Annotated in this window: 21 protein-coding genes; 18 read left to right on the top strand and 3 right to left on the bottom strand. The window is 41.2% G+C overall.

Annotated features, from left to right (window positions below):
* Positions 1 to 21: 21 nt before the first annotated feature.
* Positions 22 to 960, bottom strand: coding sequence for an aldo/keto reductase (locus tag ACFPRA_RS24445; protein WP_381440612.1), 939 nt, complete (start codon positions 958 to 960; stop codon positions 22 to 24).
* Positions 961 to 1115: 155 nt separating this feature from the next.
* Here ACFPRA_RS24445 and ACFPRA_RS24440 point away from each other — a divergent pair, with 155 nt between their 5' ends.
* The 9 genes from ACFPRA_RS24440 to ACFPRA_RS24400 all read left to right on the top strand — a co-directional run bounded on the left by ACFPRA_RS24440 (position 1116) and on the right by ACFPRA_RS24400 (position 7878).
* Positions 1116 to 1244: a helix-turn-helix domain-containing protein gene (locus ACFPRA_RS24440; RefSeq protein WP_381440609.1), complete on the top strand. Its 129-nt coding sequence runs from the start codon at positions 1116 to 1118 to the stop codon at positions 1242 to 1244.
* Between the two features lie 21 nt (positions 1245 to 1265).
* Positions 1266 to 1868, top strand: coding sequence for an IclR family transcriptional regulator domain-containing protein (locus ACFPRA_RS24435; RefSeq protein ID WP_381440607.1), 603 nt, complete (start codon positions 1266 to 1268; stop codon positions 1866 to 1868).
* A 91-nt stretch (positions 1869 to 1959) separates the two neighbouring features.
* Complete coding sequence (locus ACFPRA_RS24430; protein ID WP_381440605.1) at positions 1960 to 2469, top strand: YfiT family bacillithiol transferase; 510 nt, start codon at positions 1960 to 1962, stop codon at positions 2467 to 2469.
* A gap of 376 nt (positions 2470 to 2845) precedes the next feature.
* Positions 2846 to 3688 carry a phosphate ABC transporter substrate-binding protein gene (locus tag ACFPRA_RS24425; protein WP_381440602.1) on the top strand — a complete coding sequence of 281 codons (843 nt, stop codon included), beginning with the start codon at positions 2846 to 2848 and terminating at the stop codon, positions 3686 to 3688.
* 48 nt (positions 3689 to 3736) lie between these two features.
* Positions 3737 to 4651, top strand: coding sequence for a phosphate ABC transporter permease subunit PstC (gene pstC, locus ACFPRA_RS24420; RefSeq protein ID WP_381440599.1), 915 nt, complete (start codon positions 3737 to 3739; stop codon positions 4649 to 4651).
* 1 nt (position 4652) lies between these two features.
* The gene (gene pstA / locus ACFPRA_RS24415) at positions 4653 to 5477 is read left to right on the top strand and encodes a phosphate ABC transporter permease PstA (protein ID WP_381440596.1); all 825 of its coding nucleotides are present in this window, start codon (positions 4653 to 4655) and stop codon (positions 5475 to 5477) included.
* Positions 5478 to 5528: 51 nt separating this feature from the next.
* On the top strand, positions 5529 to 6296 hold the full coding sequence (gene pstB, locus ACFPRA_RS24410) for a phosphate ABC transporter ATP-binding protein PstB (RefSeq protein WP_381440594.1): 768 nt from the start codon (positions 5529 to 5531) through the stop codon (positions 6294 to 6296).
* A gap of 199 nt (positions 6297 to 6495) precedes the next feature.
* Positions 6496 to 7155, top strand: coding sequence for a phosphate signaling complex protein PhoU (gene phoU / locus ACFPRA_RS24405; protein WP_381440591.1), 660 nt, complete (start codon positions 6496 to 6498; stop codon positions 7153 to 7155).
* 156 nt (positions 7156 to 7311) lie between these two features.
* On the top strand, positions 7312 to 7878 hold the full coding sequence (locus tag ACFPRA_RS24400; protein ID WP_381440778.1) for a cupin domain-containing protein: 567 nt from the start codon (positions 7312 to 7314) through the stop codon (positions 7876 to 7878).
* Positions 7879 to 7932: 54 nt separating this feature from the next.
* Here ACFPRA_RS24400 and ACFPRA_RS24395 read toward each other — a convergent pair whose 3' ends face one another.
* Positions 7933 to 9579 (bottom strand): SLC13 family permease, encoded by a 1647-nt coding sequence (locus tag ACFPRA_RS24395; protein ID WP_381440589.1) that lies wholly within the window; start codon positions 9577 to 9579, stop codon positions 7933 to 7935.
* Between the two features lie 308 nt (positions 9580 to 9887).
* On the opposite strand from ACFPRA_RS24395, the gene ACFPRA_RS24390 reads away from it, so the two are divergent.
* The 9 genes from ACFPRA_RS24390 (at position 9888) to ACFPRA_RS24350 (ending at position 24256) form a co-directional block, all read left to right on the top strand.
* Positions 9888 to 11081, top strand: coding sequence for an MFS transporter (locus tag ACFPRA_RS24390; protein WP_381440586.1), 1194 nt, complete (start codon positions 9888 to 9890; stop codon positions 11079 to 11081).
* A gap of 341 nt (positions 11082 to 11422) precedes the next feature.
* Positions 11423 to 13807 (top strand): EAL domain-containing protein, encoded by a 2385-nt coding sequence (locus tag ACFPRA_RS24385; RefSeq protein ID WP_381440776.1) that lies wholly within the window; start codon positions 11423 to 11425, stop codon positions 13805 to 13807.
* 205 nt (positions 13808 to 14012) lie between these two features.
* Positions 14013 to 14408, top strand: coding sequence for a hypothetical protein (locus tag ACFPRA_RS24380; protein WP_381440583.1), 396 nt, complete (start codon positions 14013 to 14015; stop codon positions 14406 to 14408).
* A gap of 62 nt (positions 14409 to 14470) precedes the next feature.
* Positions 14471 to 16030: a helix-turn-helix domain-containing protein gene (locus ACFPRA_RS24375; protein WP_381440581.1), complete on the top strand. Its 1560-nt coding sequence runs from the start codon at positions 14471 to 14473 to the stop codon at positions 16028 to 16030.
* Between the two features lie 189 nt (positions 16031 to 16219).
* Complete coding sequence (locus ACFPRA_RS24370; protein WP_381440579.1) at positions 16220 to 17932, top strand: ABC transporter ATP-binding protein; 1713 nt, start codon at positions 16220 to 16222, stop codon at positions 17930 to 17932.
* A gap of 49 nt (positions 17933 to 17981) precedes the next feature.
* Positions 17982 to 18920 (top strand): ABC transporter substrate-binding protein, encoded by a 939-nt coding sequence (locus ACFPRA_RS24365; protein ID WP_381440576.1) that lies wholly within the window; start codon positions 17982 to 17984, stop codon positions 18918 to 18920.
* Positions 18921 to 19258: 338 nt separating this feature from the next.
* Positions 19259 to 20125 (top strand): YitT family protein, encoded by an 867-nt coding sequence (locus tag ACFPRA_RS24360; RefSeq protein WP_381440774.1) that lies wholly within the window; start codon positions 19259 to 19261, stop codon positions 20123 to 20125.
* A gap of 298 nt (positions 20126 to 20423) precedes the next feature.
* Positions 20424 to 22424, top strand: a complete 2001-nt coding sequence (locus ACFPRA_RS24355; RefSeq protein WP_381440574.1) for a methyl-accepting chemotaxis protein — start codon at positions 20424 to 20426, stop codon at positions 22422 to 22424.
* Between the two features lie 164 nt (positions 22425 to 22588).
* Positions 22589 to 24256, top strand: a complete 1668-nt coding sequence (locus ACFPRA_RS24350; RefSeq protein ID WP_381440571.1) for an S-layer homology domain-containing protein — start codon at positions 22589 to 22591, stop codon at positions 24254 to 24256.
* Positions 24257 to 24443: 187 nt separating this feature from the next.
* On the opposite strand, the gene ACFPRA_RS24345 is transcribed toward ACFPRA_RS24350, so the two are convergent.
* A complete protein-coding gene (locus ACFPRA_RS24345) occupies positions 24444 to 25370 on the bottom strand; it encodes a DMT family transporter (protein ID WP_381440569.1) in 927 nt (308 codons plus the stop codon).
* Between the last annotated feature and the right edge of the window lie 54 nt (positions 25371 to 25424).

Raw genomic sequence — 25424 nt, 5'->3', positions numbered from 1 at the left:
GGACAACCCTCTCACGTTTTATTATTTATTCAGAATATCATCGATTAGACTCAATTCTTCTCTAGTAAATCGAATGTCGCTCGCTTGCACATTTTCACGGATGCGTTCTTTTCGTTTTCCACCTGGGATGACTGCATCTACACCTTTTTGAGCAAGCAACCATGCCAATGCTAAATTAGGTAAAGTCGTCTCTTTACTTACGGCAAATTCCTTTAATTGCTCTACTTTATCAAGCGTTTGGATAAATTGTTCACCTTGGAATAATGGAACGGACTGACGCCAATCTCCTGCCTCCAATTTAGATTCTTTGGTGAATCCTCCGCCGAGTAATCCAAATGCCAATGGTCCATATGGAATAAAGGAAATTTCATTTTCAATTGTATAGGGCAATAATGCCTCTTCGGCTGATCGATCCAACATGCTATAAGGAGATTGCAGGACTGAAATGTCACCATGAACATTCGCTTCCTTCAATTGTTCGAGAGATACATTCGAAATCCCAATCGAACGGATTTTACCTTCCTCTTTTAAACGCGCTAATTCACCAATGGATTCGGCAAATGGCGTGACGTTATCAGGGAAGTGTAAATAATACAAGTCAACATAGTCCAGTTGTAGCCTTTGTAAACTCTTTTCCACTGCTTCTCTTAAATATTCCGGACGATTATCTGTTTTCACATCGTCTAAATTCGTAAAGTTTTGTGATCCCTTCGTGGCAATGACAAGATCATCACGATTAAATTCTTTTAATACTTCTCCAACTAACTCCTCGGAACGGCCAAGACCATAAATGTCAGCTGTATCAATAAATGTTACCCCAAGATTCAAAGCTTCTCTAACGAAGTCCTTCCCATCCCGCTCATTTACGTTTTGGAATAAATTATGGCCGCCAACCGTATTTGTCCCTAAGCCAATTGTAGAGACTTCAAAATTGGATTTCTTTAACTTTGTATAATTCATATTCTCTCCTCCTAAAGATTGATTAACTTAAGCATAATTTCTAAACATTGGAAATCCAAGTTTCTTGAGTAAAGTTTCATTTAATGGAACTCAGCCGGATTATTGTGTATAAAAAGGATAGAGCACGTACACTAGTCAGAAAAGTGGGTGATCAAATGTCCCAAAATCAAGTATCTACATTAAAAAGAGGGCTTCTTGTGCTGGAATTTATCAAACAAAGTCGAGGGATCACTTTAGCGGAAGTGATGAAGGAATTTCAGTTAAGTAAATCTACAGCTTTTTGACTGTTAACGACATTAGAAGATATGAATTACATTTATAAAATTCAAACGCAATATTTCTTCAATCCGAAGAATTTTATTGAAATAGCGGAAAGGCGTTCAATCAGGGATTGGGCATCCTTACAATCCATCTATCAAGCGGCACAACATTTGCAAATGAGTACCTATTTGGGAAAAGTGGATGGTACCAATCTTGTTATGACGCAAGTGTTACATGCTCCTTTCCAGCATACGGCAGACGAAGAAGTAGGCAATCGTACCAAGTTGCATCAAACTGCTTTAGGGAAAGTAATTTTGGCTCATTTTGATGAAGGAAAGACAGCTTCGATATTGGATAAAATGTCGATGGAGCCTGCAACCCAAAATACGTTCCAAGATTCACAACTCTTTCGTTATCATTTAAAGGCTATTCAAGAAGATGGCTATGCGTTTGATGATGAAGAACTAAGCATCGGCATCCGTTGTGTAGCTGTACCAGTTTTCTGCAATGCGGAAGTGATTGCTGCATTAGCAATTGGAGCACCAGCAGCTCAAATTTCACGCGGCAACATGAGAGAGTGTGTCACAAAGCTAAGGGTAGGCAGTAAAGCCATTACGGCAGAAATAGAAGCGTTAGGCAGTGTCTGATGCCGAAGTTTTACAATAACTGAATAATTCTGTATATTTAATGTTGATACCAAAATAGAACAAAATAAAAATAGGGAAAAGAGGATGGAAAATGGATGTCAGATACCCAATAGGTAAATTACAAGTTCCGGAAAAAGTAACCTTGGAAAGTGTACAAGAATGGTTAAAGCAAATCGAAACTTACACTAGTCGATTAAGAGAAACTGTCGGCTCATTAAGTGAGGAAGAATTAAGCAAAACTTATCGTGAGGGTAGCTGGACAGTTCGCCAACTCGTTCATCATATCGCTGACTCCCAGTTGAACATGTATCAACGTTTGAAGCTGGCTTTAACAGATGAGAATCCTAGAGTACCAGCTTTTGACGAAGAAAAGTGGGCCATTCAACCGGATACAGAGCTGCCCGTTGAAATTTCTATAAAATTATTGGAAGGTTTAAATGAGCGCATCGTATATTTAGGTCAGAGTTTAACGGAAGAGCAATTGGATCGGACTTTTGTCCATCAGGAAAATGGGGAAATTACTGTTGCCACAAAGATTGCAAAATTAGCATGGCATGAAGAGCATCACTTAGCCCATATAAAAATCGCCCTATCGAAATAGCAGAGTACTTAAGGAATTAGGGCTGTCGAATAAGTCTTAATCATACTTGTTCCAGTTGATGAATCATCCAAAATAAACGCACGGAGAAGATAAGATCATTTCTCTGTGCGTTTTTATTTTTTATCTTTTCCTAATTCGTTTACAGAGTCTTTAAAAAGGGGAAATTGAATAAAGTGATCTCAATTTTTTACGTTAGCGCAAAAAGGCTTCAGATAGCTGTTTGGACATAATTTTCGAATATTCAAAAGATACTTATATCGTATAATTCAGATTCTGTAAATAGAATTTACAAAACCTTTACAATAAAGCTTATCAAAATTTACAATTCGACATTATTCTTTACAAAGAGCCAATAAATCATGTTGGAGGTAAAGCTATGAAATTTAAAAGGAATGTAGCGAAAGGATTATTGATGATTTCCTTAGCCGTCATACTCACTGCATGCGGCAACAATGCCGAAGGAGGTAGCGGAACCTCAAGTGATCATGTTGCTACCATCGCGATTTCCGGGTCTACTTCCGTAGGACCTTTAGCTGAAAAATTAGCATTTAACTATGAAGAGAACAACGATGTCAAAATAGAGATTAACCAGATCGGATCTTCCGCTGGAATCACAAATGCCATAAATGGTGTATCTGAAATCGGGATGTCTTCTCGTGATTTGAAACAGGAAGAGATCGATAGCGGATTGAATGAAGTGATCATCGCTTACGACGGTATTGTAGTCGTCACGCATCCGACGAACAAAGTGAAAGATCTCACATTGGAACAAGTGAAGAAAATATTCACCGGCGAGGTGACCAACTGGAAAGAGCTTGGCGGTGAAGATCTGGAGATTGTAGTTGTTTCTCGGGAGGATGGCTCTGGTTCGCGTGATGCCTTCCAAGAAATCGTGGACTACTCATCCGGTGAGCTCGTGAGAAGTGCCATTATCGCAAGTGGAAACGGAAATATTAAAACGACGGTTGCCATGAACAAGCATGCAGTCGGTTTCATTTCCTTTGAATATATCGATGATTCCATTTCAACGATTGACATTGATGGAGTCAAGGCGACAGCAGAGCATGTGCTGCAGCAAAAATATAAACTGTCACGTCCGTTCTTGTTCGTGAATAAAGAAGAAAACCTAACGGAGGCCGGACAACAATTCATCGACTACATCTTAAGTCCAGAAGGGCAAGTAGTTGTTTCTGAAACGGGTGCGATTCCCGTTAATTGATCGAGTCTAACGTCTATCTTGTAAAAGCAATCTTGGAGGAATGTAGCCATGACAAGTCCACCTATTGAAAAGCACAACCTAGGTAACGGTAAATCGAATAAACGAAAATATTTATTGGAAAGTTTATCATCCAAGCTTTTCTTATTCTGTGCACTGCTATCTGTGTTCAGTTTGTTGTTGATCGTCGGTTTTGTATTTTATAGAGGTTCCCATCCATTTATCGCAGAGGGATATAGCTTTTTCGACTTCATCTTCGGAGTGGATTGGGTACCGAGTGAGGATAAATTCGGGATCTTCCCGATGATTGTCGCTTCTCTGTACGCGACAATTGGAGCATTGATTATCGGAGTGCCGATTGGGTTATTTACAGCCATCTTCTTATCTGAAATTGCACCGAAACGGGTTGCAAAATTCATTTCGCCGGCTGTGCAGTTGCTTGCGGGGATTCCGTCTGTTCTGTATGGGGTTTTTGGACTGGCGATTATCGTGCCGTTTTTGCAAGACAATCTCGGCCTAGTGAAAGGGCAAAGCTTATTGGCAGTCATTTTGGTTTTGGCAATTATGATGCTTCCGACCATTGTGACGGTAGCTGAAACGGCGATCCGTGCGGTTCCGAAAACGTATCGCGAAGGTTCTTTGGCACTCGGTGCTTCTGAAATCGGCACCATTTTTAAAGTGATTGTACCGGCAGCGAAGTCCGGTATTATGGCTGCTATTGTTTTAGGTTTAGGGAGAGCGATTGGGGAAACGATGGCGGTCATTTTGGTGGCAGGAAACAGTTTGATCACGCCTACAAGTCTGACAGACAGTGTCCGTCCACTAACAACCAATATCGCTTTGGAAATGGGCTATGCGGCAGGAGTGCATCAAGAAATGTTATTTGCAACAGGTATTGTGTTGTTCTCCTTTATCTTGATTTTGAATTTTGTGTTGGCAAAGATCAGTGCTGGAGGTGCTAAATAAGATGAGAAGTTTTAAGGATAACTTGTTGCGCGGACTGTTATGGTTTTCCGCTTTCGTAACGGTTGCGATTCTTTTGCTAATTGTAGGCTATATTTTCTATAAGGGATTCCGTCTTATTAATTTCGAGTTCATCTTTGGCGATTATTCACCGACAGGCGGCGGGGGCATTTGGCCGATGATTGTGACGACCATCTATACAATCATCATTTCATTGGTAATTGCCACACCAATCGGCATTTTGGCTGCTGTCTATCTGCAAGAGTATGCGAAGCAAGGCCGGCTTGTACGGACAATCCGTTTTGCGACAGAAAGCTTAACAGGCATTCCGTCGATCATCTATGGGTTATTCGGTGCGGTATTCTTTGTAACGACGTTAAAGCTTGGTATGTCCATCATCGCTGCCTCATTAACGTTGACTATTATTGTTTTACCTGTCGTTATCCGAACTACAGAAGAGGCATTGAAGACGGTGCCTCAGGCGTATCGTGAAGGCTCTTTAGCTTTAGGGACAACGAAGCTTCAAACATTGCTGAAAGTCATTTTGCCAAGCTCGATGCCTGGCATATTATCCGGCATCATTCTTTCCATGGGACGAATTGTCGGTGAATCGGCTGCAATATTTTTAACGGCCGGAACGGTTGCCGCGATGCCTTCAAGCATTTTCTCTTCTGCGCGGACATTAACGGTCCATTCCTATTTAGTGACACAGGAGGCAGGGGATATTGAACTGGCAGCGGCGATCGGTATCGTGTTGATCATCATTATTTTACTTTTAAACTTCTCCGCAACGTATCTATCCAAGAAATTGAATAAAGCGGACTATTAATTTTTACAAATGGAGTAAGACATAGAAGCGAAGGAGGAGTATTTGTCACTTATGAAACAGTTAGAGCAAACAGCAAAGATTCGTGTAAAAGATCTGAGTCTATTTTATGGAGATAAACAGGCATTATTTGATGTGTCACTAGATATTCAAGAAAAGGGAGTGACGGCGTTGATCGGGCCGTCGGGTTGCGGAAAGTCGACTTTTCTACGAACGCTAAATCGGATGAACGATCTGATCGATGGCGTCAAAATCAATGGGAATATTGTCATCGATAACGAAGATATTTACAAATCGACTGATGTCATTAAACTTCGTACAAGAGTTGGAATGGTATTCCAAAAGCCGAATTTATTCCCGATGAGCATCTACGATAATGTAGCATATGGACCTCGGGCTCAAGGCATTAAAAACAAGAAAATCTTGAATGAAGTTGTGGAGGAAAGCTTGCGTGGTGCGGCAATTTGGGATGAAGTGAAAGACCGTCTCAAATCATCAGCACTCGGTCTATCAGGCGGTCAGCAACAAAGGGTTTGTATTGCCCGTGCCATTGCGATGAAGCCGGACGTGATTCTGATGGATGAGCCGACTTCGGCACTGGATCCAATTTCCACATTAAAAGTGGAAGAATTGATTGCACAATTGAAAAAAGACTATACAATTGTAATCGTAACACACAATATGCAGCAGGCTGCCCGCGTGTCCGATAAAACAGCTTTCTTTCTAAATGGTGAGATTATTGAATATGATGTGACAAATAACGTCTTTTCAAATCCGAAAGACCAAAGAACGGAAGATTATGTTACGGGCCGATTCGGTTAACAAGGAGGAATGAAGTTCAATTCCTCCTTGTTAAAGGAAGGCAACCTAAATGCGCCGCGTCCTAGAAAATGCCTTAATTTCTGCAAAGGACGCAGAAATACGACAAATCGAACCCTCCGCTGTTCGATTGGCAACGGTTGCATGACCTACATCCTGTAGGCCCACAGATGTTGCAGATTTAAATGAAGGGGTGACTTTGGTGAACGTTAGGAAAAACTTTGACAAGAACTTGCAAGAATTGCAGAACAAAATGAACGAGATGAACGAACTGACCGTAGCTGCATTTGAGAAAGCTTTCACGGCTTTCAAAACACAAGATGTTGAATTGGCTTTAAGAGTCATTGATGAAGACTCCGTAATCGATAATCTTGATCAGGAAATTAACCAATTTGCTGTGTGGCTGATCGCAAAAGAGCAACCATTTGCAACAGATCTACGAAGAATCATTGCATCCTTAAAAATTACTTCCGATATCGAACGGATTGCTGATTTTGCAGTCAATATTGCGAAATCAACGGCTAAAATCGGAATAACCGAATCGCTGATTAATATTACAGATCTTGAGCAAATGAAAGAGATTTCCCTGAATATGCTTAAAAAGGCGGTATCTGCATTTATTAATGGCAACATGGTACTTGCTAAGGAAGTTGCGGATTTGGACGATCAAGTCGATAATCTCTATGCGGAAACCTATAAAAAGATCACTGAGTTTTTACGGACACATCCAGAAGACACAACACAACTCGTCCAATTATTATTCATTAATCGTTACCTTGAACGTACCGCCGACCACATTACCAACATTGCCGAAAGCGCAGCTTATTTGATAAAAGGGCAGATTTATGATTTGAATCAATAACCATTTCATAGAGGTGAAATCCATTCATTCCTGAAGGATTTCACCTCATTTTTGTCTAGGTACCTAGTCCCGTTCATTAAGAGAACTTGGATGAACGTACATTTCAAGAGCTGAACGCATAGGATATTTGTATAACTCGGTGAAGGGATTGAAATGATGTATTTTGTGCCTTGTATGTACCCGGTTCACTGTCCTCATTATATGGATATGCCAAGACATGAATTTGCAAGACCGCCAGCTTATGGGGCTTTTTCGCAAGGGATGAATGGGATGAACACAGCCCCTCGTTATAATTTCGGGTCGACTGATCCGATTTCGATAAAAGATTACGGTCCACAACCGTTTGCAGTGAATATTAATGAAGCCGCAAAGCAAAACAATACGTATCGAACCGCTTTATGGACGGGTCCTCATTTGCAAGTGACCTTGATGAGCATCAATGTAGGCGATGATATCGGATTGGAAGTACACCCTGATAATGATCAATTTCTACGAATCGAACAAGGGCAGGGAGTCGTTCAAATGGGGCCGCGTAAGGATCAGTTAACTTATGAAAGACAAGTCACGGATGATTTTGCCATTATGGTGCCAGCCGGGACATGGCACAATGTGATCAACACAGGGAATGTTCCGCTCAAGCTTTACGCAATCTATGCACCGCCTCATCATCCATTTGGAACTGTTCATGCAACGAAAGAAATTGCCATGGCAGAAAAAGATTGAAATAGGCCAGGTCCCATCGAATTTCGAATGGGGTACCTGGCTCTTTTACTGTTGTTATTTGAAAACGTCTGGAACGATGTTCAAATCGATGCCCCAGAAAAGTGGAAGCAAATAGTAAATGGACAATGTTACCAATATGATTCCAAAGACATTCAGGGCGAAACCGGCTTTCATCATATCGGTAATGCGTAAATAACCTGATCCGAAGACAACAGCATTCGGAGGTGTTGCAACGGGCAGCATGAACGCACATGATGCAGAAACGCCAGCAGCGATCATGAGCGCATATGGATGAATGCCAAGTGCAACAGCGAGTGACGCCATGATTGGATACATCATCGATGCAGTCGCAGTATTAGACGTGATTTCCGTCAAGACTAGAACAAGTGCCGAAACGAGGAGAATCATAACGATAACGCTGACGCCCTGCAGTCCCATCAGTCGTGAACCGACCCATTCGGAAAGTCCTGTACTTACGAAACCGGAAGCGATGGCAAGCCCCCCACCAAATAGAAGTAGGATTCCCCATGGCAATTTCACTGCAGTATTCCAATCCATCAATCGTGTTCCTGTTTGATTGGAAGAAGGAATGATAAATAGTACGATTGCGAAAACCATTGCAATCAGACCATCGCTCAGTCCATCGATAAATTTCTCTAGTAAAAATGAGCGGGTGATCCATGAAAACGCTGCTAAAAGGAAGACTATAAAAACAAGCTTTTCTTCTGTTGACGCAGATCCTAACTCCGCTTTTTGATGATCAATCACTGCACGTCCACCTGGCAGCGTTTTCAATTTTGACGGGAATGCAAACTTGACGAGGTAGAACCACGTAAAGAAGATGAATACCCAAGCAAACGGTACACCGAATAGCATCCATTTGGCGAATGACAATTCAATTCCATACATTTTATTAATGGCACCAGCAAGTAATGTATTTGGTGGTGTTCCGATTAACGTTGCAATCCCTCCGAGTGAAGCGGAGTAAGCGATTCCGAGCATAAGGGCTTTTCCAAACGCAAAGCCTTTAGGAGATGTATCGATACTCGGATCCCCTTTTAATCCATCAGCTACTTGTGTAATGATGGCTAGTCCAATTGGTATCATCATCATGGCTGTTGCGGTATTGGAAATCCACATCGAAAGAAAGCCTGTTGCAATCATAAAACCGAGGATGATCCGATCCATGTTCGTGCCGACAGCGGAGATGATGGAGAGCGCAATCCGTCGATGTAAATTCCATTTTTCCATCGCTAGGGCGATGATAAATCCGCCCATGAAAAGGAAAATTGTCTCGTCACCATACGAAGATGCTGCGGTTTTTATATCAAGACCATTCGATAAGGGAAACAATACAAGCGGTAGTAATGAAGTGACCGGAATCGGAATGGCTTCCGTAATCCACCAAGTTGCTACCCAAATTGTACTAGCTAATACGCCCTTTGCTTCAGGGGAGAGTCCGTCTGGATTAAAGAAAAGTAATGTTAAAATGAATAAGACCGGTCCTAAGAAAAGGCCTATCAATTGAGCAGTTGTATAACTGCGGGGATTTTGTCCACCGCCTCCCTTTTCTTCTTTAGCGGATTGCCCATTCTCCCCTTTTGTTGCCATTTTAGAAGAACTCGGGTTGATGAAAAAACGGAATAAGTCTTTTACTTGATCATGCAATTCCCACAACCGGTTCCACGTTGATGAAAACATTTAATTTCCCTCCAAACCCTCAATATGGGGTAATATTAAATATGAAAGAATATTACCTCATATTGAAAAAGTTGTAATATTAACTCGCTCCTAGTATTGTACTAGAAAGGATAATAAAGGCAATAGATTCTGTAATAAATACAAAATAGCGAATAATACGAAAACGGTATACTGTGTAAAAGGTTTCATACACACTATTATTTAACGTAAAAGTAAGGAAATGATGGACAAATAATAAATAAGGGAACGTTGAATGTTAATGAAAAGAGAATGTTTTTGAAAAACGATTAACGACTGGACGTGGTATCTTGGCTCATGAAGGTTATAAAATAAAGGATTTACAATTTTGGAAAATCATTATTTCTCTTGGCTTGGGTTCGATTTTTATTTTTGCTTCGATGTACGCTGTGCAACCGTTACTCCCTGTTTTTACGGAGGAGTTTGATATTCCTGTTGCGTATGCGAGTTTATCTTTGTCAATGACGACAATCGGGCTTATTATTGGACTTATTGTGCTTGGTTTCTTCTCAGATCGGAACGGCCGTTCACTTTATATCAAACTGTCTTTGATCGGTTCTCTGATTCCATTCTTATTGATGACGCTCACCGATTATTTTCTTTTGATCATTATCTTGAGGTTTATCCAAGGATTTGCGCTTGCTGGCGTCCCGGCAGCAGCCCTGGCGTACATAAGTGAGGAAATACATAAGCAATTTGCGAGTATTGCGACAGCTCTTTATATTTCAAGTAATGCCTTGGGTGGAATGATCGGACGTGTGTTGACGGGCTATATCACTGAACAATCTTCATGGGAATCTGCCTTTTATGTTCTAGCAGCCGGCGGGGCAATCGTTTTTTTCTTGCTATTACTTACATTGCCATCATCTCGAAATTTCAAACCTTCCAATACAAGTTTTAGGAAGGATATCGAAGGGTTTTTATTCCATTTGAGAAATCCTTCTTTAATGGTCGCTTTTGGTCTGGGTATCGTTTTGCAATTGTCTTTTACTGGAATTTGGACATATTTACCGTTTTATTTAACTACGCCTCCGTTTTTACTCTCTCTTGAAACAGTTTCTTATACTTTCTATGCATATGGTTTTGGAGTCGTTGGTTCACCGCTAGCAGGTTGGCTTGCAGGTAAATTCGGACTTTCAAAAGTCAGAGTGACCGGTATCTTTGTTTTAGCGCTTGGGATTTTGTTAACGATGGGTGAGTCGATTGTGGTCGTGATTATTGGACTTTGTTTCACTTGTTTAGGCTTTTTTACTGCACATTCGCTGACGGCTGCTTCAGTGAGTAGTGAAGCGCAGCATCACAAAGGGAGTGCTTCAAGTTTATATCTTGTATCTTATTATGTAGGTGTGGCAGCAGGAAGTACATTGCTAAGTCCACTCTGGGAGGTGAGCGGTTGGAATGGAATCGTTCTCTTTACCTCGATATTGCCAATCATTTACGTTGGTTGGATTGCACTAAAAAGAAAACGGTGGGAAATGCTATAGTGCTAAGAAGAACTCATACTTTTATAAAAGTTCCAGGGGGCAAAGCAATTTTGAATTGTATTGCCCCCTGGTATTTTGCATGATTATTCCATTAATAGAGAAGGCAAAACACAACCAACACTATTAGGAGTTTAAATTTTTAAAAAATATGGAAATAACAGAAGTTTGATGGTACAATTTGACTATTAATAGTGAAGAGGAGAAGTTGGTTCAATAGTATTGGTTGTGAGAGAGCTATGTGTGATGCATTTTCTTTTTGATGTATTACGGCTTTTGATACACAGCCAACTCAATGGGCTTATGGAGCCCTTACAGAGGGGGAGGGATGATTCGTGCAGCATATGCATGGAACTCATGACATTTCTTTAGTAGTGCTCTCATTTGTCATTGCATTTATGGCTGCTCTGACAGCGCTTGATATAGCGAGAAGAGTGAACTTTTCGGAAGGGTGGCAAAGAAAATTATGGCTGTTAAGCGGGTCAGCTGCAATGGGTATCGGCATTTGGTCGATGCACTTTATTGGAATGTTGGCTTTTCAATTGCCCCTTCCGATTACCTATGATGTAACCATTGTGATTCTTTCCATCATTGTTGCGATTGTCGCTTCTTTGAATGGACTGTATTTCATTTGTCAACCGAATGTGAGCACTAAGAAATTAATCATTGGTGGTACATTTATGGGATTAGGCATCAGCGGGATGCACTATATCGGAATGGCTGCGATGAAAGGCTTCCATATCCACTACCAGCCATTCCTCTTTATACTTTCCATTTTGATCGCAATCGGGGCATCCACAATTGCGCTTATGTTGGCATTCCAATTTCGTGAAAATCAAACAGGCATCGGCAACAAAGCAAAAATGATTAGTGGGATCATCATGGGTGTGGCAATTACAGGCATGCATTATACGGGAATGGCTGCCTCAACGTTTACGGCTGATGATCAAGGTATTGGAGAAGCCGCCCTGATCGATACGAATGCACTGGTCATCTCTGTCGCAATCAGTGCGGTTGTCATCCTCGGTTTTGTTTTGATTACTTCATTTGTTTTAGATCAACGATTAAGTGAAGAAATTGCCTTTAAAGGGGCCATTCTTGAATCGGTGTTAGATTGTGTCATTATCATCGATCAAGATGGAACAATTATGGAATGCAATCCGGCGGTGATCCGTACATTTGGTTTTTCCCGGAATGATTTAATCGGAAAGAATATGGAAAGGACGCTCTTTCTACATACATCGGATACTATTGCTAGACTGCTCACCCTAAACGATGGACAAGTACGCATGGATGAACGAATTGAGATTAGTGGTGTACGGCGAAATGGAGAGGAATTTCCAGTTGAGATAACGATCACTAAAATCAAAAAAGAAGGGGCATCTGTCTTTACTGTCTATGCGCGTGATATAACGGAACATAAAAAGACGGAAGAAACCATTAGAGAACTGGCTTACCAAGACCCCTTGACGGGTTTACCCAATCGGCGATTTTTTAATGAGCAACTTTCAGCGACATTGAAAGATGCGGAAAAACAACTGGAAAAGGTGGCTATCATTTTTTTAGATTTGGATCATTTTAAAGTGATTAATGATTCCATGGGGCATACATTCGGCGATTTACTGTTATGCAATGTGGCGGAAAGATTACAAAAGTGCTTGCAAAACGACAATGTCGTTTCTCGAAACGGTGGAGATGAGTTTACCGTTATTTTGAAAAATGTAACTGAAACAGAAGCAGAGTATGCCGCTAAAACAATCATCCATTCCTTGACCCGCCCTTTTTATCTAGAGGAGCACGAAGTTTTCATTACGACAAGTATCGGATTATCGATGTACCCGAGGGATGGGGCAGATCAAGAAACGCTCATCAAAAATGCGGACACAGCGATGTATGAAGCCAAAGAGCATGGGAGAAATGGCTTTGCATTTTTCAAACCGGGAAATGATTTGAAAAACTCGCAGCGTTTACAAGTAGAGAATGAGTTGCGAATGGCATTGGAGCGTAACGAATTTGTTGTTTACTATCAGCCTAGGATCGATATTGAAACTCGAATAATCATTGGTGTAGAGGCATTGGTTCGTTGGAATCACCCGGAAAGAGGCCTCATTCAGCCAAACGATTTTATTCCGCAGGCGGAAGAATCGGGGTTAATTGTCCCTATTGGAAATTGGGTGTTGCAAACAGCCGTTAGACAGGGGAAAAAATGGTGTGAACAGTTAGTTCCTATTAAAATGTCTGTTAACCTGTCTCCTTTGCAGTTCAAACAACTTGATATTATAAAATGGGTTTCAGAGACGCTGGAGGACGAGAATTTTGAGCCTTCCTTACTAAATCTTGAAATCACGGAAAGTATGGCAATGAATGTCGAGTACTCCAATAAAGTATTAGAGGGTTTAAAAGAAATTGGTGTAAAAATTAGTATGGATGATTTTGGAACCGGATATAGTTCACTTGGTTCATTGAGAAAAATGCCAATCGATTATCTGAAGATTGATCGATCTTTTATACATAATATTGACAATAGTCCGGAAGACGTTGCAATTGTAAAAGCAATTATCTCGATGGCACAGAGTCTACAGCTGCAAGTCATCGCTGAAGGTGTCGAGAAAGAGGAACAACTTTTGCTCTTACAACGTTTACAATGCGATGAGATGCAAGGTTATTTAGTCAGTCCACCTATCCCGGCTAAGGATATGGAAAAAATGCTTAGCCACAATCCATTTTAACGCCTAAGTACCAAAACGTATATTATAAATGAATGCAGGGCAGATGATCTCTTATACGATTCATCTGCCTTTTTGCAATCCATTCTAAGTTATTAATATCTTTTTTCAGAAAACAGGGTTATTATAGTCTATAAAGCGTCGTAATGAAAATGATTCTCATTATCGATGAGACCGAGATTTTTTAGTGTATGGAGGAGGCGTACAGATGAACGAACATTTTATAATACTAGAAACGTTTCAGCATTCGGTAAGATGTTGCTGCCCGGGACAAGGACATGAATATACGGTTGAGTTTAAGCAAGGGGATATTTGGTGTCTCACAAAAGAGCGCAAGTATATTGATTGTCTAGGATGGTATTTTTTAATTGCTTTCAATAATGAGTACCAGTTTTATATCCATGTGGAAGATATTGAAAATCTCTATCGTAAAGGCATTATTTGTTCCATTTTGGACTTGGAGCTGAAAATTAATTACTTGAATAGTAAAGTAAATGAAGCGCTTGACGAACTAGATCGGAAAGCATTCCTTTCATACACAGGTGAATTGAATGATGTACAAAGTATTAAGGAAAAAATGAAGTATACACCTGTATACAATTGAAAATAAGCATTTGAGTAAAATATCGTAAATACGGTATTGAGAATCCATAAGAGGAGAGCACTATGAATTATCCACAACATCTCTATGCTGTAGTCAGCGTAGAAGTGAGTAATCAGCATATCATGATTCCACAAGACCAAGCGATGATTCTCTATGTAGCGGATGGGGAAGTGGAGGTGATTGTCGATCGCCGTACATTTCTTGTAGTGAGTGATTCTTTACTCGTTATTCAAGGCCGTAATCCGATCCAAATTAAGGTGCTGCAAGGTGAATATCAGCTTGTCCGTTTCCGCAATTATCATTTAGTCAATGAAGGAGTTCGATTGGTTTACGAGGAGAACCCTTTGCGATTCATCCATGAATTTATTCGGTATGAAGGTGTGACGCAAGCTGTTGTCGATGCTTTTACAGCTCTACAGAAAAGTGAAGACGTCTATGATTTTCAAACATTGCTTGTCCATATTCACCATGCATACGAAACGTATGAGCACACGGTGAAACAGCATGCGTTTGAGGACGTAATCCGCTACATGAAAATGTATGCCCATCATTCTTTGACGCGTGAGCTCGTAGCCAAACGATTTGGTTATAATGCAAATTATTTCTCGGAAAGTTTTAAAAAAGAGACAGGCTGGAGATTTAACGAATTTTTATCACATCTTCGATTGGAAAAAGCGAAGATTGAATTGTTAAGCTCCCCGCAAACGATTCAGGAAATTGCTAGAAATGTCGGCTATCAAGATAGTTTGTATTTAAGCCGGAAATTCCGTCAGCAAGTCGGATTGGCCCCAAGCAAATTTCGTGACCATGCCCGAATCGAAAATGTGGCAACGCTGCAGTTTACAGGAGCATTATTGGCAACCGGCTTAAAGCCAAGTGCAGTTTTGGCGGCTTATTACAATGTGCCGGAAGTAATTCGACCTCAAGTGGAGACTGCGATTCAGCTTTCGAACAATTGGTTGAAAGAAGACATCGGTTGGGGCGAGCAGAAACCGGATTTAATCATCGCATCCGTTTTTAAATATCCAGATAAGTCGTATGTTCGTCGATTAGAAGAGGTGGCGCCAGTTGTCGCTTTCGAGTGGGATACGTATGATCGTTTGGAAGAAGTACGAATGCTCGGGAAATTAGTGAGACGCGAGGAACAAGCCGAGGCATGGATTCAACAATATGAAAACAAAATAATAGAGGCACAATACGCTTTACGCTCCATTTTCTCTCCCGGAACGACTGTCGGTGTCTATGAATTACGAAATCATGGCCGCGTTGGAATTTGGCGATCTAGTTCAAGAGGTGCTTATAACATTTATGAAATGTTAAGGCTTCAACCGAATAGCGCAATCGAAAAGGAAGTACTCATCCCCAATCAGGGGAAACTGATTGAAGAAAGTGAGCTGCCGCATTATGCAGCCGATGAAATGTTTGTTGTCGTACATAGCAAGGAACAGCATCATCGATTTTTTAACGAGGTCTGGCAAAGCCTTCCTGCGATGAAACGGCAAAAAGTTCATCTCTTAAGACTTGAAGATTTTTGGTCCAGTGAAGGTGTCGCTTTGGAAGTACAGCTTGGGATTCAGTTGGACTATTTACTTGGAAATCGAAAATCTGATATTTTTCTATAAAGAAGTAATGAGATTTATCTATAGAAATTGAATAGAGTGCTTGCTATCATTTAACTGATAATGATTCTCAATTTCGGTGATAGAAACGTACAAAACTACGCTGAAAAATTTGGCGTAGTTTTTTCATGCGGTCAATGTTTCTGTACTGGAAGTGAAGCGTCCGTTATATAAAAAGAGGAGGTCACAACAATGGTCAGGCAATTTTTTGCTTATTATAAGCCGTACAAATGGCTGTTTATTGCCGATTTCTCATGTGCCATCATTGCGGCATTATTGGAGTTAGCTTTTCCGTTAGCATTGAATCGCGTCATTGATGATTTATTGCCAACGGGGAATTGGCGGGCCATTCTGCTCGCTTGTATTGGATTATTCGCGATTTATGTATTGAGCGGGATTTTCCATTTTGTCGTCACCTATCACGGCCATAAATTAGGCATTAATATTGAATCGGATATGCGAAAAGAATCATTTGATCACGTGCAAAAGCTCTCATTTCGTTTTTTTGATAACAATAAAACCGGTCATCTCGTATCGCGTATGACGAATGATTTAATGGATATTGGTGAAATTGCTCACCATGGCCCCGAGGATTTATTTATCGCCGTTATGACATTGGTGGGCGCATTCGGCTTAATGCTATCGATTAACTGGCAGTTGGCGATTTTAACATTCATCGTTATCCCGTTTTTGATCTGCTTGTCCATTTACTTCAGTCAAAAAATGTCCGTTGCATTCACCCAAATGTTTAAAGATATCGCAGATTTCAATGCGCGTGTTGAAAATAATGTCAGCGGCATACGCGTCGTTCAAGCTTTTGCCAATGAAGACCATGAAATCAATCGTTATGCTGAAAATAACGAACGGTTCCGTCAAACAAAATTGAAGACATACCGTGTGATGGCTTGGAATGCTTCGATCAGTCATATTTTAATGAAAGGTGTATCGATTTTCGTATTAGCTTGCGGGACATGGTTTGTGATCAATCAATCGATGACATTCGGTGAGTTCATGGCATTCGTGTTATTATCGAATATTTTCTTAAGTCCAATCCGTCAAATTAACTCGGTTATCGAAACGTATCCCAAAGGTGTGGCAGGCTTTAAACGTTATCAGGAGCTATTGAATACGCCGCCTGATGTAGAAGATCGCGATAACGCGCAAGCGATTGACAGCGTGGAAGGGACTATCTGCTATAACGATGTCCATTTCGCTTATGAGGGCAATGAAGCATTGCTGACGGATATCAATTTCTCAGTAGCACAGGGAGAAACCATCGCATTAGTCGGTCCATCGGGTGGCGGGAAAACGACGATCTGTAATTTGCTTCCCCGCTTTTATGATGTCACAGCCGGCAGTATAACGATCGACGGTATGGATATTCGAGATATGACACTCCAATCACTGCGCCAACATATCGGCATCGTCCAACAAGATGTATTTTTATTTGATGGGACTATTCGCGAAAATATTGCTTATGGCAAGCTCGACGCAACAGAAGAAGAAATTTGGCATGCGGCGCGTCAAGCACAGATGGAAAACTTTATTTTAGAAATGCCGGATGGCTTAGATACATTCATTGGTGAACGCGGTGTGAAATTGTCTGGTGGACAAAAACAACGTCTGTCCATTGCACGCATGTTCTTAAAAAATCCGCCGATTTTGATTTTAGACGAAGCGACTTCCGCGTTAGATATGGAAACAGAAGCGGCTATCCAGCAGGCTTTAACGGAGTTATCCGTAGGGCGAACAACACTTGTCATTGCCCACAGACTCGCGACGATTCGAAATGCGGACCGCATTTTAGTCATTTCCAAAGAGGGAGTGGAAGAGCAGGGGACGCATGAGCAACTACTGGGAAGTGGCGGGACGTATAGTCGATTGCACCAAGCCCAATATGTATAAGGCTTGTTAAAGGAGAAGGAAATAGGATAGGAAAAGAGGATAATAGCAAATGAAAAAACGAATTGTATTCATTTTGTCCGCATTACTGTTATTGGGCGCTTGTTCAACGAATGACAGCACAGAGAAGGAAAAAGAGGAAGTGAAAACGAGCGACACACGCATCGTTATCGATGATGCCGGTCGTGAAGTCGAAGTTCCAACGAATCCGCAGCGAGTGGTGACAGACTGGTATCTTGGACAAATCTTAGCAGTAGGCATTCAACCGGTAGGAGGCGTCCTGCATAATTTGGACTATGCGGAATTTCTCAAACAGCATTATAAGGAAGGAGAAATTGAAGATATAGGTGATATTACGTCAATCGAAAAAGTGTTAGATCTAAATCCAGATCTCATCGTTACATGGAGTGAAGAGCATGCGGAGAAATACGAAAAAATCGCACCGTCCATTGTATTTTCTGAAACGGATTATGCTTCTATTCCAGATGAGATTACTGCCGTGGGAAAATTATTAGGACGTGAAAAAGAAGCGGAAGCCTTTAACAAGGACTTTGAAAAACGTATAAAAGAAGCTCAAAAGAAAATAGCGGACGCGATACCCGAAGGCTCGACCTTTACAATTTATACACTTTCGTCGAAAGATGTCTATCTTGTATCCGATAATAGTGTGAATGGAGGACGAGCATTATTCACGGTTCTAGGTATGGAACCTGCGCCAAAAGTGAAAGAATTAATAGATACGGGTGATTTTTCACACGGCAGCTATCAAATATCTTGGGAAACAGTCGGTGATTTTGAAGGAGACTATATTTTTTATATCAAATCGGAAGAAAAAGTAGATGAACAAATCACTTGGAGAAACTTAGAAGCTGTAAAAAATGGTCGGGCGATTGAAATACCAGTGAACTATTATTTCTCTTCAGATGCACTTTCTGTATTGCATCAAGCGGAAGATATGGCAGAGAAAATTTCTGCAATTGCAAAACAATAGCTCCTAAATAGCGAAAACCAAAAAAATCTGTCACAGGGTCTTTCTGCGGCAGATTTTTTGTTTTCTTGAAATGGCTATGGAAACGAGTTTCGATTGCATGATAAAATTTAAAAATCGCATCCTAATCGGAAGAATGTGAATTCGGACAGACTTTCGGATAAAGGGAGTCCTGCGATATAACAGTCGATTCACTTTCTGTAATTTTTTGCAACCTCATACCCCTTTCAATCGTATAGACACCGTAGACATTTCACACCTTTGGGGAAGATCTTAATCTAACTGTAATAAAGGTTACGAAATCAATTTAAATCAAGGCTGGAGGAAATGACATGGCTGAAATGACAAGGCCTAAAAGAACTAAGAATTTTAGAAGAGTGTCACGTGCAATCGCAGTGATCCTTGGGGCGTTTACTACTGCCTATGGACTCGAGGCGATCTTAATCCCAAACAACGTGTCAGACGGTGGTGTAACGGGGCTGAGCATCGTTGGTTCACAATTATTCGGATTGCCGCTAGGTGTTTTAATTGCTATTCTGAATATACCGTTCGTATTTTTAGGGTATAAACAAATAGGAAAAAGCTTTGCGTTCTATTCTGTGCTCGGTATCGCGTCACTTGCCTACGGGACGAGCGTCATGCATCACATCCCGACCATTATTGAAGGGGATACATTGTTAGTAACAGTGGTCGGCGGTATTATTATCGGTTTTGGGATGGGGCTCGCATTGCGAAACGGCGGTGCGTTGGATGGGATTGATATGTTAGCTGTCCTACTTGCCCGAAAATTACCATTTGGCACGAGTGACCTTATTTTATTTTTAAACTTATTTGTTTTTATTGTTGTCTCTTTCGTCTTCGGTCTGCAAGGAGCTTTCATGTCAGGAATCGCCTATTTTATCGCTTCGAAAGTGATACATACCGTCGAGGAAGGTTTAAGTGGGTCTAAGACATTTAAAATCATCACAAGTGAACCGGAATTGATGGTGGAAACGATACGGGATCGCTTAGGACGCAGTGCAACGTATAACGTCATTGAAGGCGGGTATTCAAGCGCCACGTTCAAAGAAATTACGTGTATCATCAACCGTTTAGAAGATAGCAAAATGAAAGAAATCATTTACGAAATCGATCCACAAGCCTTTGTGGCGGTGTATGATGTGGCAGAAGTGAAGGGCGGCAACTTTAAGAAACGAGATATTCATTAAAGGTTTGACGTTTGTCGTCTCGAGCGGACTTATAAAAAAGCCAGGTATCATTTCCATTCGGATACCTGGCTTTTTTATGTAAGTTACTAGTCATCCGATTATATTGCTCTTCTATATACCTTGGCTTCAATTCCCCTTCTGAAGTTCGTATGTTTCAAGTACCCTGGATTTTTCTGAGTAATCCTATTCATTTACAATGGAATCGGAATTTTACATCAAATTAGGATTTACTAAACAATTGTTCAAATGAGTCGAAGTTCTTAGTGACGATGATTATATGAATAGGAGAAGTTATGCTATGTTTAAGTCCATTAAGACCAAAATAATCGTGACGGTCACGTTGCTCTTTTTAGTGGGAGTGGCTGCCATGACAAGTATTAGCGGTACCAAAGTGAAACAGGAAACCGAAGACAGCTTGATTGATCAAAGCGTTGTATTGGTCAATGAGATTAGACATTCCATTCAGTATTTTTTTAGTCAATATGAGAAAGGTCTTATGCAATTGTCTACTTCTCGTCCTGTCACAGACTTCGTTATAGAAGGGAACGAGGTAGACGCGGATGAGGCGAAACAGTTACGGGAAGCACTAGATGCCGAGCTTGGAAATGCGTTGGAATTGTATGATGATGCCTTAACGGTCTATTATTCTCATCCTGATCGCCATGTGAATATGCCTTATAATGATCTTGGAGCTGATTATGATCCGACACAACGTCCTTGGTATCAAAACGCATTGGAAAATCCAGATAAAGTGCATTGGACAAGCCCTTACATAAACGCAGGAAATGGTCAGCTGGTCATTACTGCCTCTAAAGTCGTTCATAATGAAGGGAAGTTTGACGGCGTCATCGCCATTGATATTGAACTTTCTACCCTTATGAACAATGTTTCGCAAACGAAACTTAGCCATGGCGGTTATCCGATGATTTTGGATGCAGATGGAATCGCCATTGTACATCCTACTTCACCTGGTGAAAATATGAAGGCCTTTGCTTTTATCGAGAACATGTACAGCGGGAGTGAAGAGGGCGTCATCCATTATGCGCATGAAGGGTTCAATCGAGTGAACATCTTTACGACCATTCCGGAGCTTGGCTGGAAAATTAGCACGGTTTACGATGAAAATAATATTATCGAAACGGCGACAGCTTTACAGAATTCGATGTACCTGGTCGCGTTCATTACCCTTGTCCTTTTCTTCATCGTTCTGTATGTGAGCATTAGCCGAATCATCCGACCATTGCACCTATTAAATGGCCATATGGATGCTGTCGCCAAAGGGGATCTAACGGTGCGTTCCGACATCCATTCAAAAGACGAAATCGGGGCACTTTCAGCCAATTTCAATACAATGATCGAAAGCATGAACAATCTGATCGGTGTCGTCAAAGAGTCCGCAGCGGATGTGCGAAACAGTTCAGAAAGCTTGAATGCTGTAGCGGAAGAGACGAATGCGTCGAGTGAAGAAGTGGCGCATGCCGTGAACGAAATCGCACAAGTTTCAGCGCGTTCTGCGGAGGATGCCGAAACAGTAACAGAACGTTCCGAACTTCTCGGGCGGCAAATCGGCGATATTAACGAAAAAGCGTTTGTCATGACCGATATTGCGAAAAAAGCGGAAGAAATGAATCAAAGCGGCCAACAGCAAATGCAAACCTTGCTGACCTCTTTTGTCGACTCCGTTAACAATATACAAGAGATGGTGAAGGTGTTCGCTGCCCTAGAAGAAAAAATCGGTGAGATTGGAAGTGTCATGGATGCCATTACAGGGATTTCTGCTCAAACGAACTTACTTGCATTGAATGCCAGCATTGAAGCCGCAAGAGCTGGCGAACACGGGAAAGGGTTTGCAGTTGTTGCAGAGGAAGTCCGGAAACTCGCCGAACAATCAGCCCGCTCTACAGATGAAGTACAAGAGACCATCCGTGAGATACAAGCGGAATCACGACAAGTTTCAGAGGAAATGACAAGTGCAAGTGAAATTTTCGGAAATCAAGCAGCCGTCATTCATGCAACAGATCGGACATTCAATGATATTTCGGCATTGATGGTCGAAATGATGGAGTCCATCGATGCGGTTGCCAATGAAATTGGTGCCGTCGCCGCATTAAAAGAAGACGTTTCCGAAACGATACAGACGATGACAGCCACTTCACAAGAAACAGCCGCGGCCTGTGAAGAAGTCAGCGCCTCAACCGACGAACAATTACACGCCATCCAATCCGTCACGAAAGCGGCAGAAGGATTGACTGCGTTAAGTGAAGTGTTGAACCGGACTGTGGATCGATTTACGGTATGATTAAGTGTACCAGGCATCGGGACAATCCAGAAATGTCTTGATGACTGGTACTTTTTTATACAGAACAAAGTATCCGATAATTTGAAACTAGCCATTATATACCTCTATCCATTCATCAACGTATCTATTAGAATATAGAAATCAAGAAGGCAAGAGGTGTTATGGTGAAGAATTGTGCAATTTTAGCATTTGGTTTGTTTGCTTTTATGATGTCAATGTCAAACGCGCGAGCTGCCAGTTGGCAAGAAGGCGACGTTATTACAGGTACTTTTATGGAAAAAGTGGTCGATACATACACGATTACAATTGAAGAAGATGCACGTGTGACGTTTACATTGAAAGATAATGTAGATGAACATGAGTATAGTTTCCTTACAGATTATAACGTTATGTTGTTTGATAGCACGGAGCAGAGAATTGCATTTATATCCACGTATCGTGCCGATGACGATCAAGAAAAAACGGTGTTGCCTGTGAATTTAAAGAAAGGCACATATCGTGTAAAGGTTGCTGGTACGGGGGTTGGTTCTCAAGGTGATTATGCCGTGAGCTATATAACGGGTCCGATTGAAGGAAATGATGCGGAGCCAAACAACGAAAAATCAACGGCTAACTCGTACAATCTCGGTGAAACATACCAAGGGGATTTAAACGGTTCCGTTTTTTCGAATGATTATGACCTATACAAAGTAGAAATCCCGACGTTCGGGAAAATGAAGGTTCAGCTGCAAAAGACAGAGGATACGTCAGTCGGAAACGCCTATTTTGATATGATTATTGTCGTTGAGAAAGATGTTAATAGATTCTCATTAACAAGTTTTTACGGTAATCCTAATGATATCGAGGTATTACTGCAACCAGGCACCTACTATTTCAATATTCGTTTAGGAAACACAAAACAAGCCATTGCGAATTACACGTTCTCAACTAATTTTGAACCGCTAAACGAGCAGGATTGGGAAAGTGGACGCAATACGAGTATAGCCAGAGCCGATGTGCTCGAAAATAACAAAACATATAATGGCTTTTGGTACAGTTCGCCCTATGCTCATTCGCAGACGCACGATTACTATAAATATACATTGGCGAAGGATGCAAAAGTGACGTTTATTGCTGATTCACCGGGAACTTTAGGTGAATTGACTTTTTTAGATGAAAATGGTGTGCAGTTGCCATATCTCGGTTACGCAAACAGTGACACTAGTAAAATCATGACGACAAAAGAGTTGGAAGCCGGGACATATTATTTGATTTATTACTCGCGCCACGGAGGAAGGAAAGGGTATGAAGGGTATAATCTCACCATACGCATCGAAAGCTTTTCTGACGTTCCGGCGACACATCTGTATTACGAACCAATTGAAGCACTTGCACAAATGGGCATTAATAGAGGTTATATGGATGGCACGTTCCATCCGAATGAAGCGATTCTACGAAAACATGTTTTTGCTTTATTAAATCGGATTGAGGGACTGGAATTACCGAAAATACGTACAATGAAAACCTTTAAGGATTTAACTGCTAAGCATCCAAATTACCCAGAAATGAAAGCATTTTATGAAGCTGGGATTATTGACGGCAGCGGATTGTACATGAACCCCGGGTCGAACTTGACACGTGCACAACTAGCAAAAATTTTAGTGAATACGTTTGATTTAAAAATGGATGGCGAGGGGATTATGTTTAGTGACGTGAATCCAGAAAACAGCTTTTATGAATACATTCAAATTCTAGCAAGCAATGGGATCACATTAGGATCAAACGGCAAATTCATGCCAAACGATCCGGTGACAAGGCAACATTTCTCGGTCTTCTTACAACGATTACTATAAGTAGTACCTGTCCATTCGTTCATTGAACAGGAATCGGATATCATTACTTTGAGGGGACTTTATCAATAATTACTTTTAAAAACCATTTCAGTGGAATGCCTCACACTGAAATGGTTTTTTTGATGGGCTTCGTATCGAGGTGTGCCCATACTTAATACGGAATTAGTGTTTGGGTACCTGGCATTTTTCATCCGCTCGCTCTGGACCGGCTTATTGTTTTTACGAAGTTTCTTCTCCACATCGGCTTTTTTACATTGATTTCCGCGGCCAGTACGCCAAGTAACACAAGGACGGCCCCTATGTATCCTTTATTTGTCAGAACCTCCCCGATGAAAATAAATGCGAAGAGTGCTGCAAATACCGGCTCCAAGGAAAAAATCAGACCTGTCCGTGTCGGAGATGTATATTTTTGAGCTACCGTTTGACCGATAAAACCGACGGCACTGCACAGGATGCTTAAGGCTAAAATCGCCATCCACGACTCGGTGTCATTGGGAAGTTGTGGTTTTTCAAAAATGGATGAGAAGAGAAGTCCCCACGCTCCCGCAAAGCCAAGCTGTAGAACTCCGAGCGAGATAGCATCCGCGTTTTGCGTTACTTTTCCTGTAATGATGATGTGAAGGGCATAAAACAAAGCGCCCAAGATGCATAAGAAATCACCGGTATTGATGCTTAATGTCTCGTTTAACGTTAACAGACCAATGCCTGTCATCGAGACGCAAACGCTGATCATCACTCTTTTTTCAGGTTTTTTTCGGGAAAGCAGTGCGATTAATAAAGGAACAAAGATGACCGCTAGACTGAATAAAAATCCGGCATTGGAAACGGAAGTCGTTTTTAATCCAATTACGACAACGGAAGTGCTCAAAAATAATAATGATCCGAGTAGAAATCCGTAGAGAATCGTTTTGCGATCCATTTTGGGAAAGCGTCGATAAAAGACGAATGCAGCGACAAGAAAAGCAAATCCAAAACGCAAGGCGATTAAATTATACTCTTGAATCGACTGGAGGCCCATCTTCATAAACAAATAGGATGCACCCCAGAACATGGTCACCATGACCATCATCAAATCCCCTTTTAGTTGAGTGCTTCTCATAATTGAATTGTCCATTTCTCATCCTCCAGCTCCATTCATTGTGCTATAGAACAACGAAAATAATTGATT

The sequence above is a fragment of the Sporosarcina soli genome, from assembly GCF_042655805.1.
In the GTDB taxonomy this organism is placed as follows: Bacteria; Bacillota; Bacilli; order Bacillales_A; family Planococcaceae; genus Sporosarcina; species Sporosarcina soli.
This window is presented reverse-complemented; position numbering and strand designations above follow the sequence as displayed.

Bases quoted from the DNA above. Each gene is read 5' to 3' on its own strand.
- ACFPRA_RS24445 (WP_381440612.1), bottom strand. From the start codon at position 960: ATGAATTATACAAAGTTAAAGAAATCCAATTTTGAAGTCTCTACAATT.
- ACFPRA_RS24440 (WP_381440609.1), top strand. From the start codon at position 1,116: ATGTCCCAAAATCAAGTATCTACATTAAAAAGAGGGCTTCTTGTGCTG.
- ACFPRA_RS24435 (WP_381440607.1), top strand. From the start codon at position 1,266: ATGAATTACATTTATAAAATTCAAACGCAATATTTCTTCAATCCGAAG.
- ACFPRA_RS24430 (WP_381440605.1), top strand. From the start codon at position 1,960: ATGGATGTCAGATACCCAATAGGTAAATTACAAGTTCCGGAAAAAGTA.
- ACFPRA_RS24425 (WP_381440602.1), top strand. From the start codon at position 2,846: ATGAAATTTAAAAGGAATGTAGCGAAAGGATTATTGATGATTTCCTTA.
- pstC (WP_381440599.1), top strand. From the start codon at position 3,737: ATGACAAGTCCACCTATTGAAAAGCACAACCTAGGTAACGGTAAATCG.
- pstA (WP_381440596.1), top strand. From the start codon at position 4,653: ATGAGAAGTTTTAAGGATAACTTGTTGCGCGGACTGTTATGGTTTTCC.
- pstB (WP_381440594.1), top strand. From the start codon at position 5,529: ATGAAACAGTTAGAGCAAACAGCAAAGATTCGTGTAAAAGATCTGAGT.
- ACFPRA_RS24400 (WP_381440778.1), top strand. From the start codon at position 7,312: ATGTATTTTGTGCCTTGTATGTACCCGGTTCACTGTCCTCATTATATG.
- ACFPRA_RS24395 (WP_381440589.1), bottom strand. From the start codon at position 9,579: ATGTTTTCATCAACGTGGAACCGGTTGTGGGAATTGCATGATCAAGTA.
- ACFPRA_RS24385 (WP_381440776.1), top strand. From the start codon at position 11,423: ATGCATGGAACTCATGACATTTCTTTAGTAGTGCTCTCATTTGTCATT.
- ACFPRA_RS24380 (WP_381440583.1), top strand. From the start codon at position 14,013: ATGAACGAACATTTTATAATACTAGAAACGTTTCAGCATTCGGTAAGA.
- ACFPRA_RS24375 (WP_381440581.1), top strand. From the start codon at position 14,471: ATGAATTATCCACAACATCTCTATGCTGTAGTCAGCGTAGAAGTGAGT.
- ACFPRA_RS24370 (WP_381440579.1), top strand. From the start codon at position 16,220: ATGGTCAGGCAATTTTTTGCTTATTATAAGCCGTACAAATGGCTGTTT.
- ACFPRA_RS24365 (WP_381440576.1), top strand. From the start codon at position 17,982: ATGAAAAAACGAATTGTATTCATTTTGTCCGCATTACTGTTATTGGGC.
- ACFPRA_RS24360 (WP_381440774.1), top strand. From the start codon at position 19,259: ATGACAAGGCCTAAAAGAACTAAGAATTTTAGAAGAGTGTCACGTGCA.
- ACFPRA_RS24355 (WP_381440574.1), top strand. From the start codon at position 20,424: ATGTTTAAGTCCATTAAGACCAAAATAATCGTGACGGTCACGTTGCTC.
- ACFPRA_RS24345 (WP_381440569.1), bottom strand. From the start codon at position 25,370: ATGGACAATTCAATTATGAGAAGCACTCAACTAAAAGGGGATTTGATG.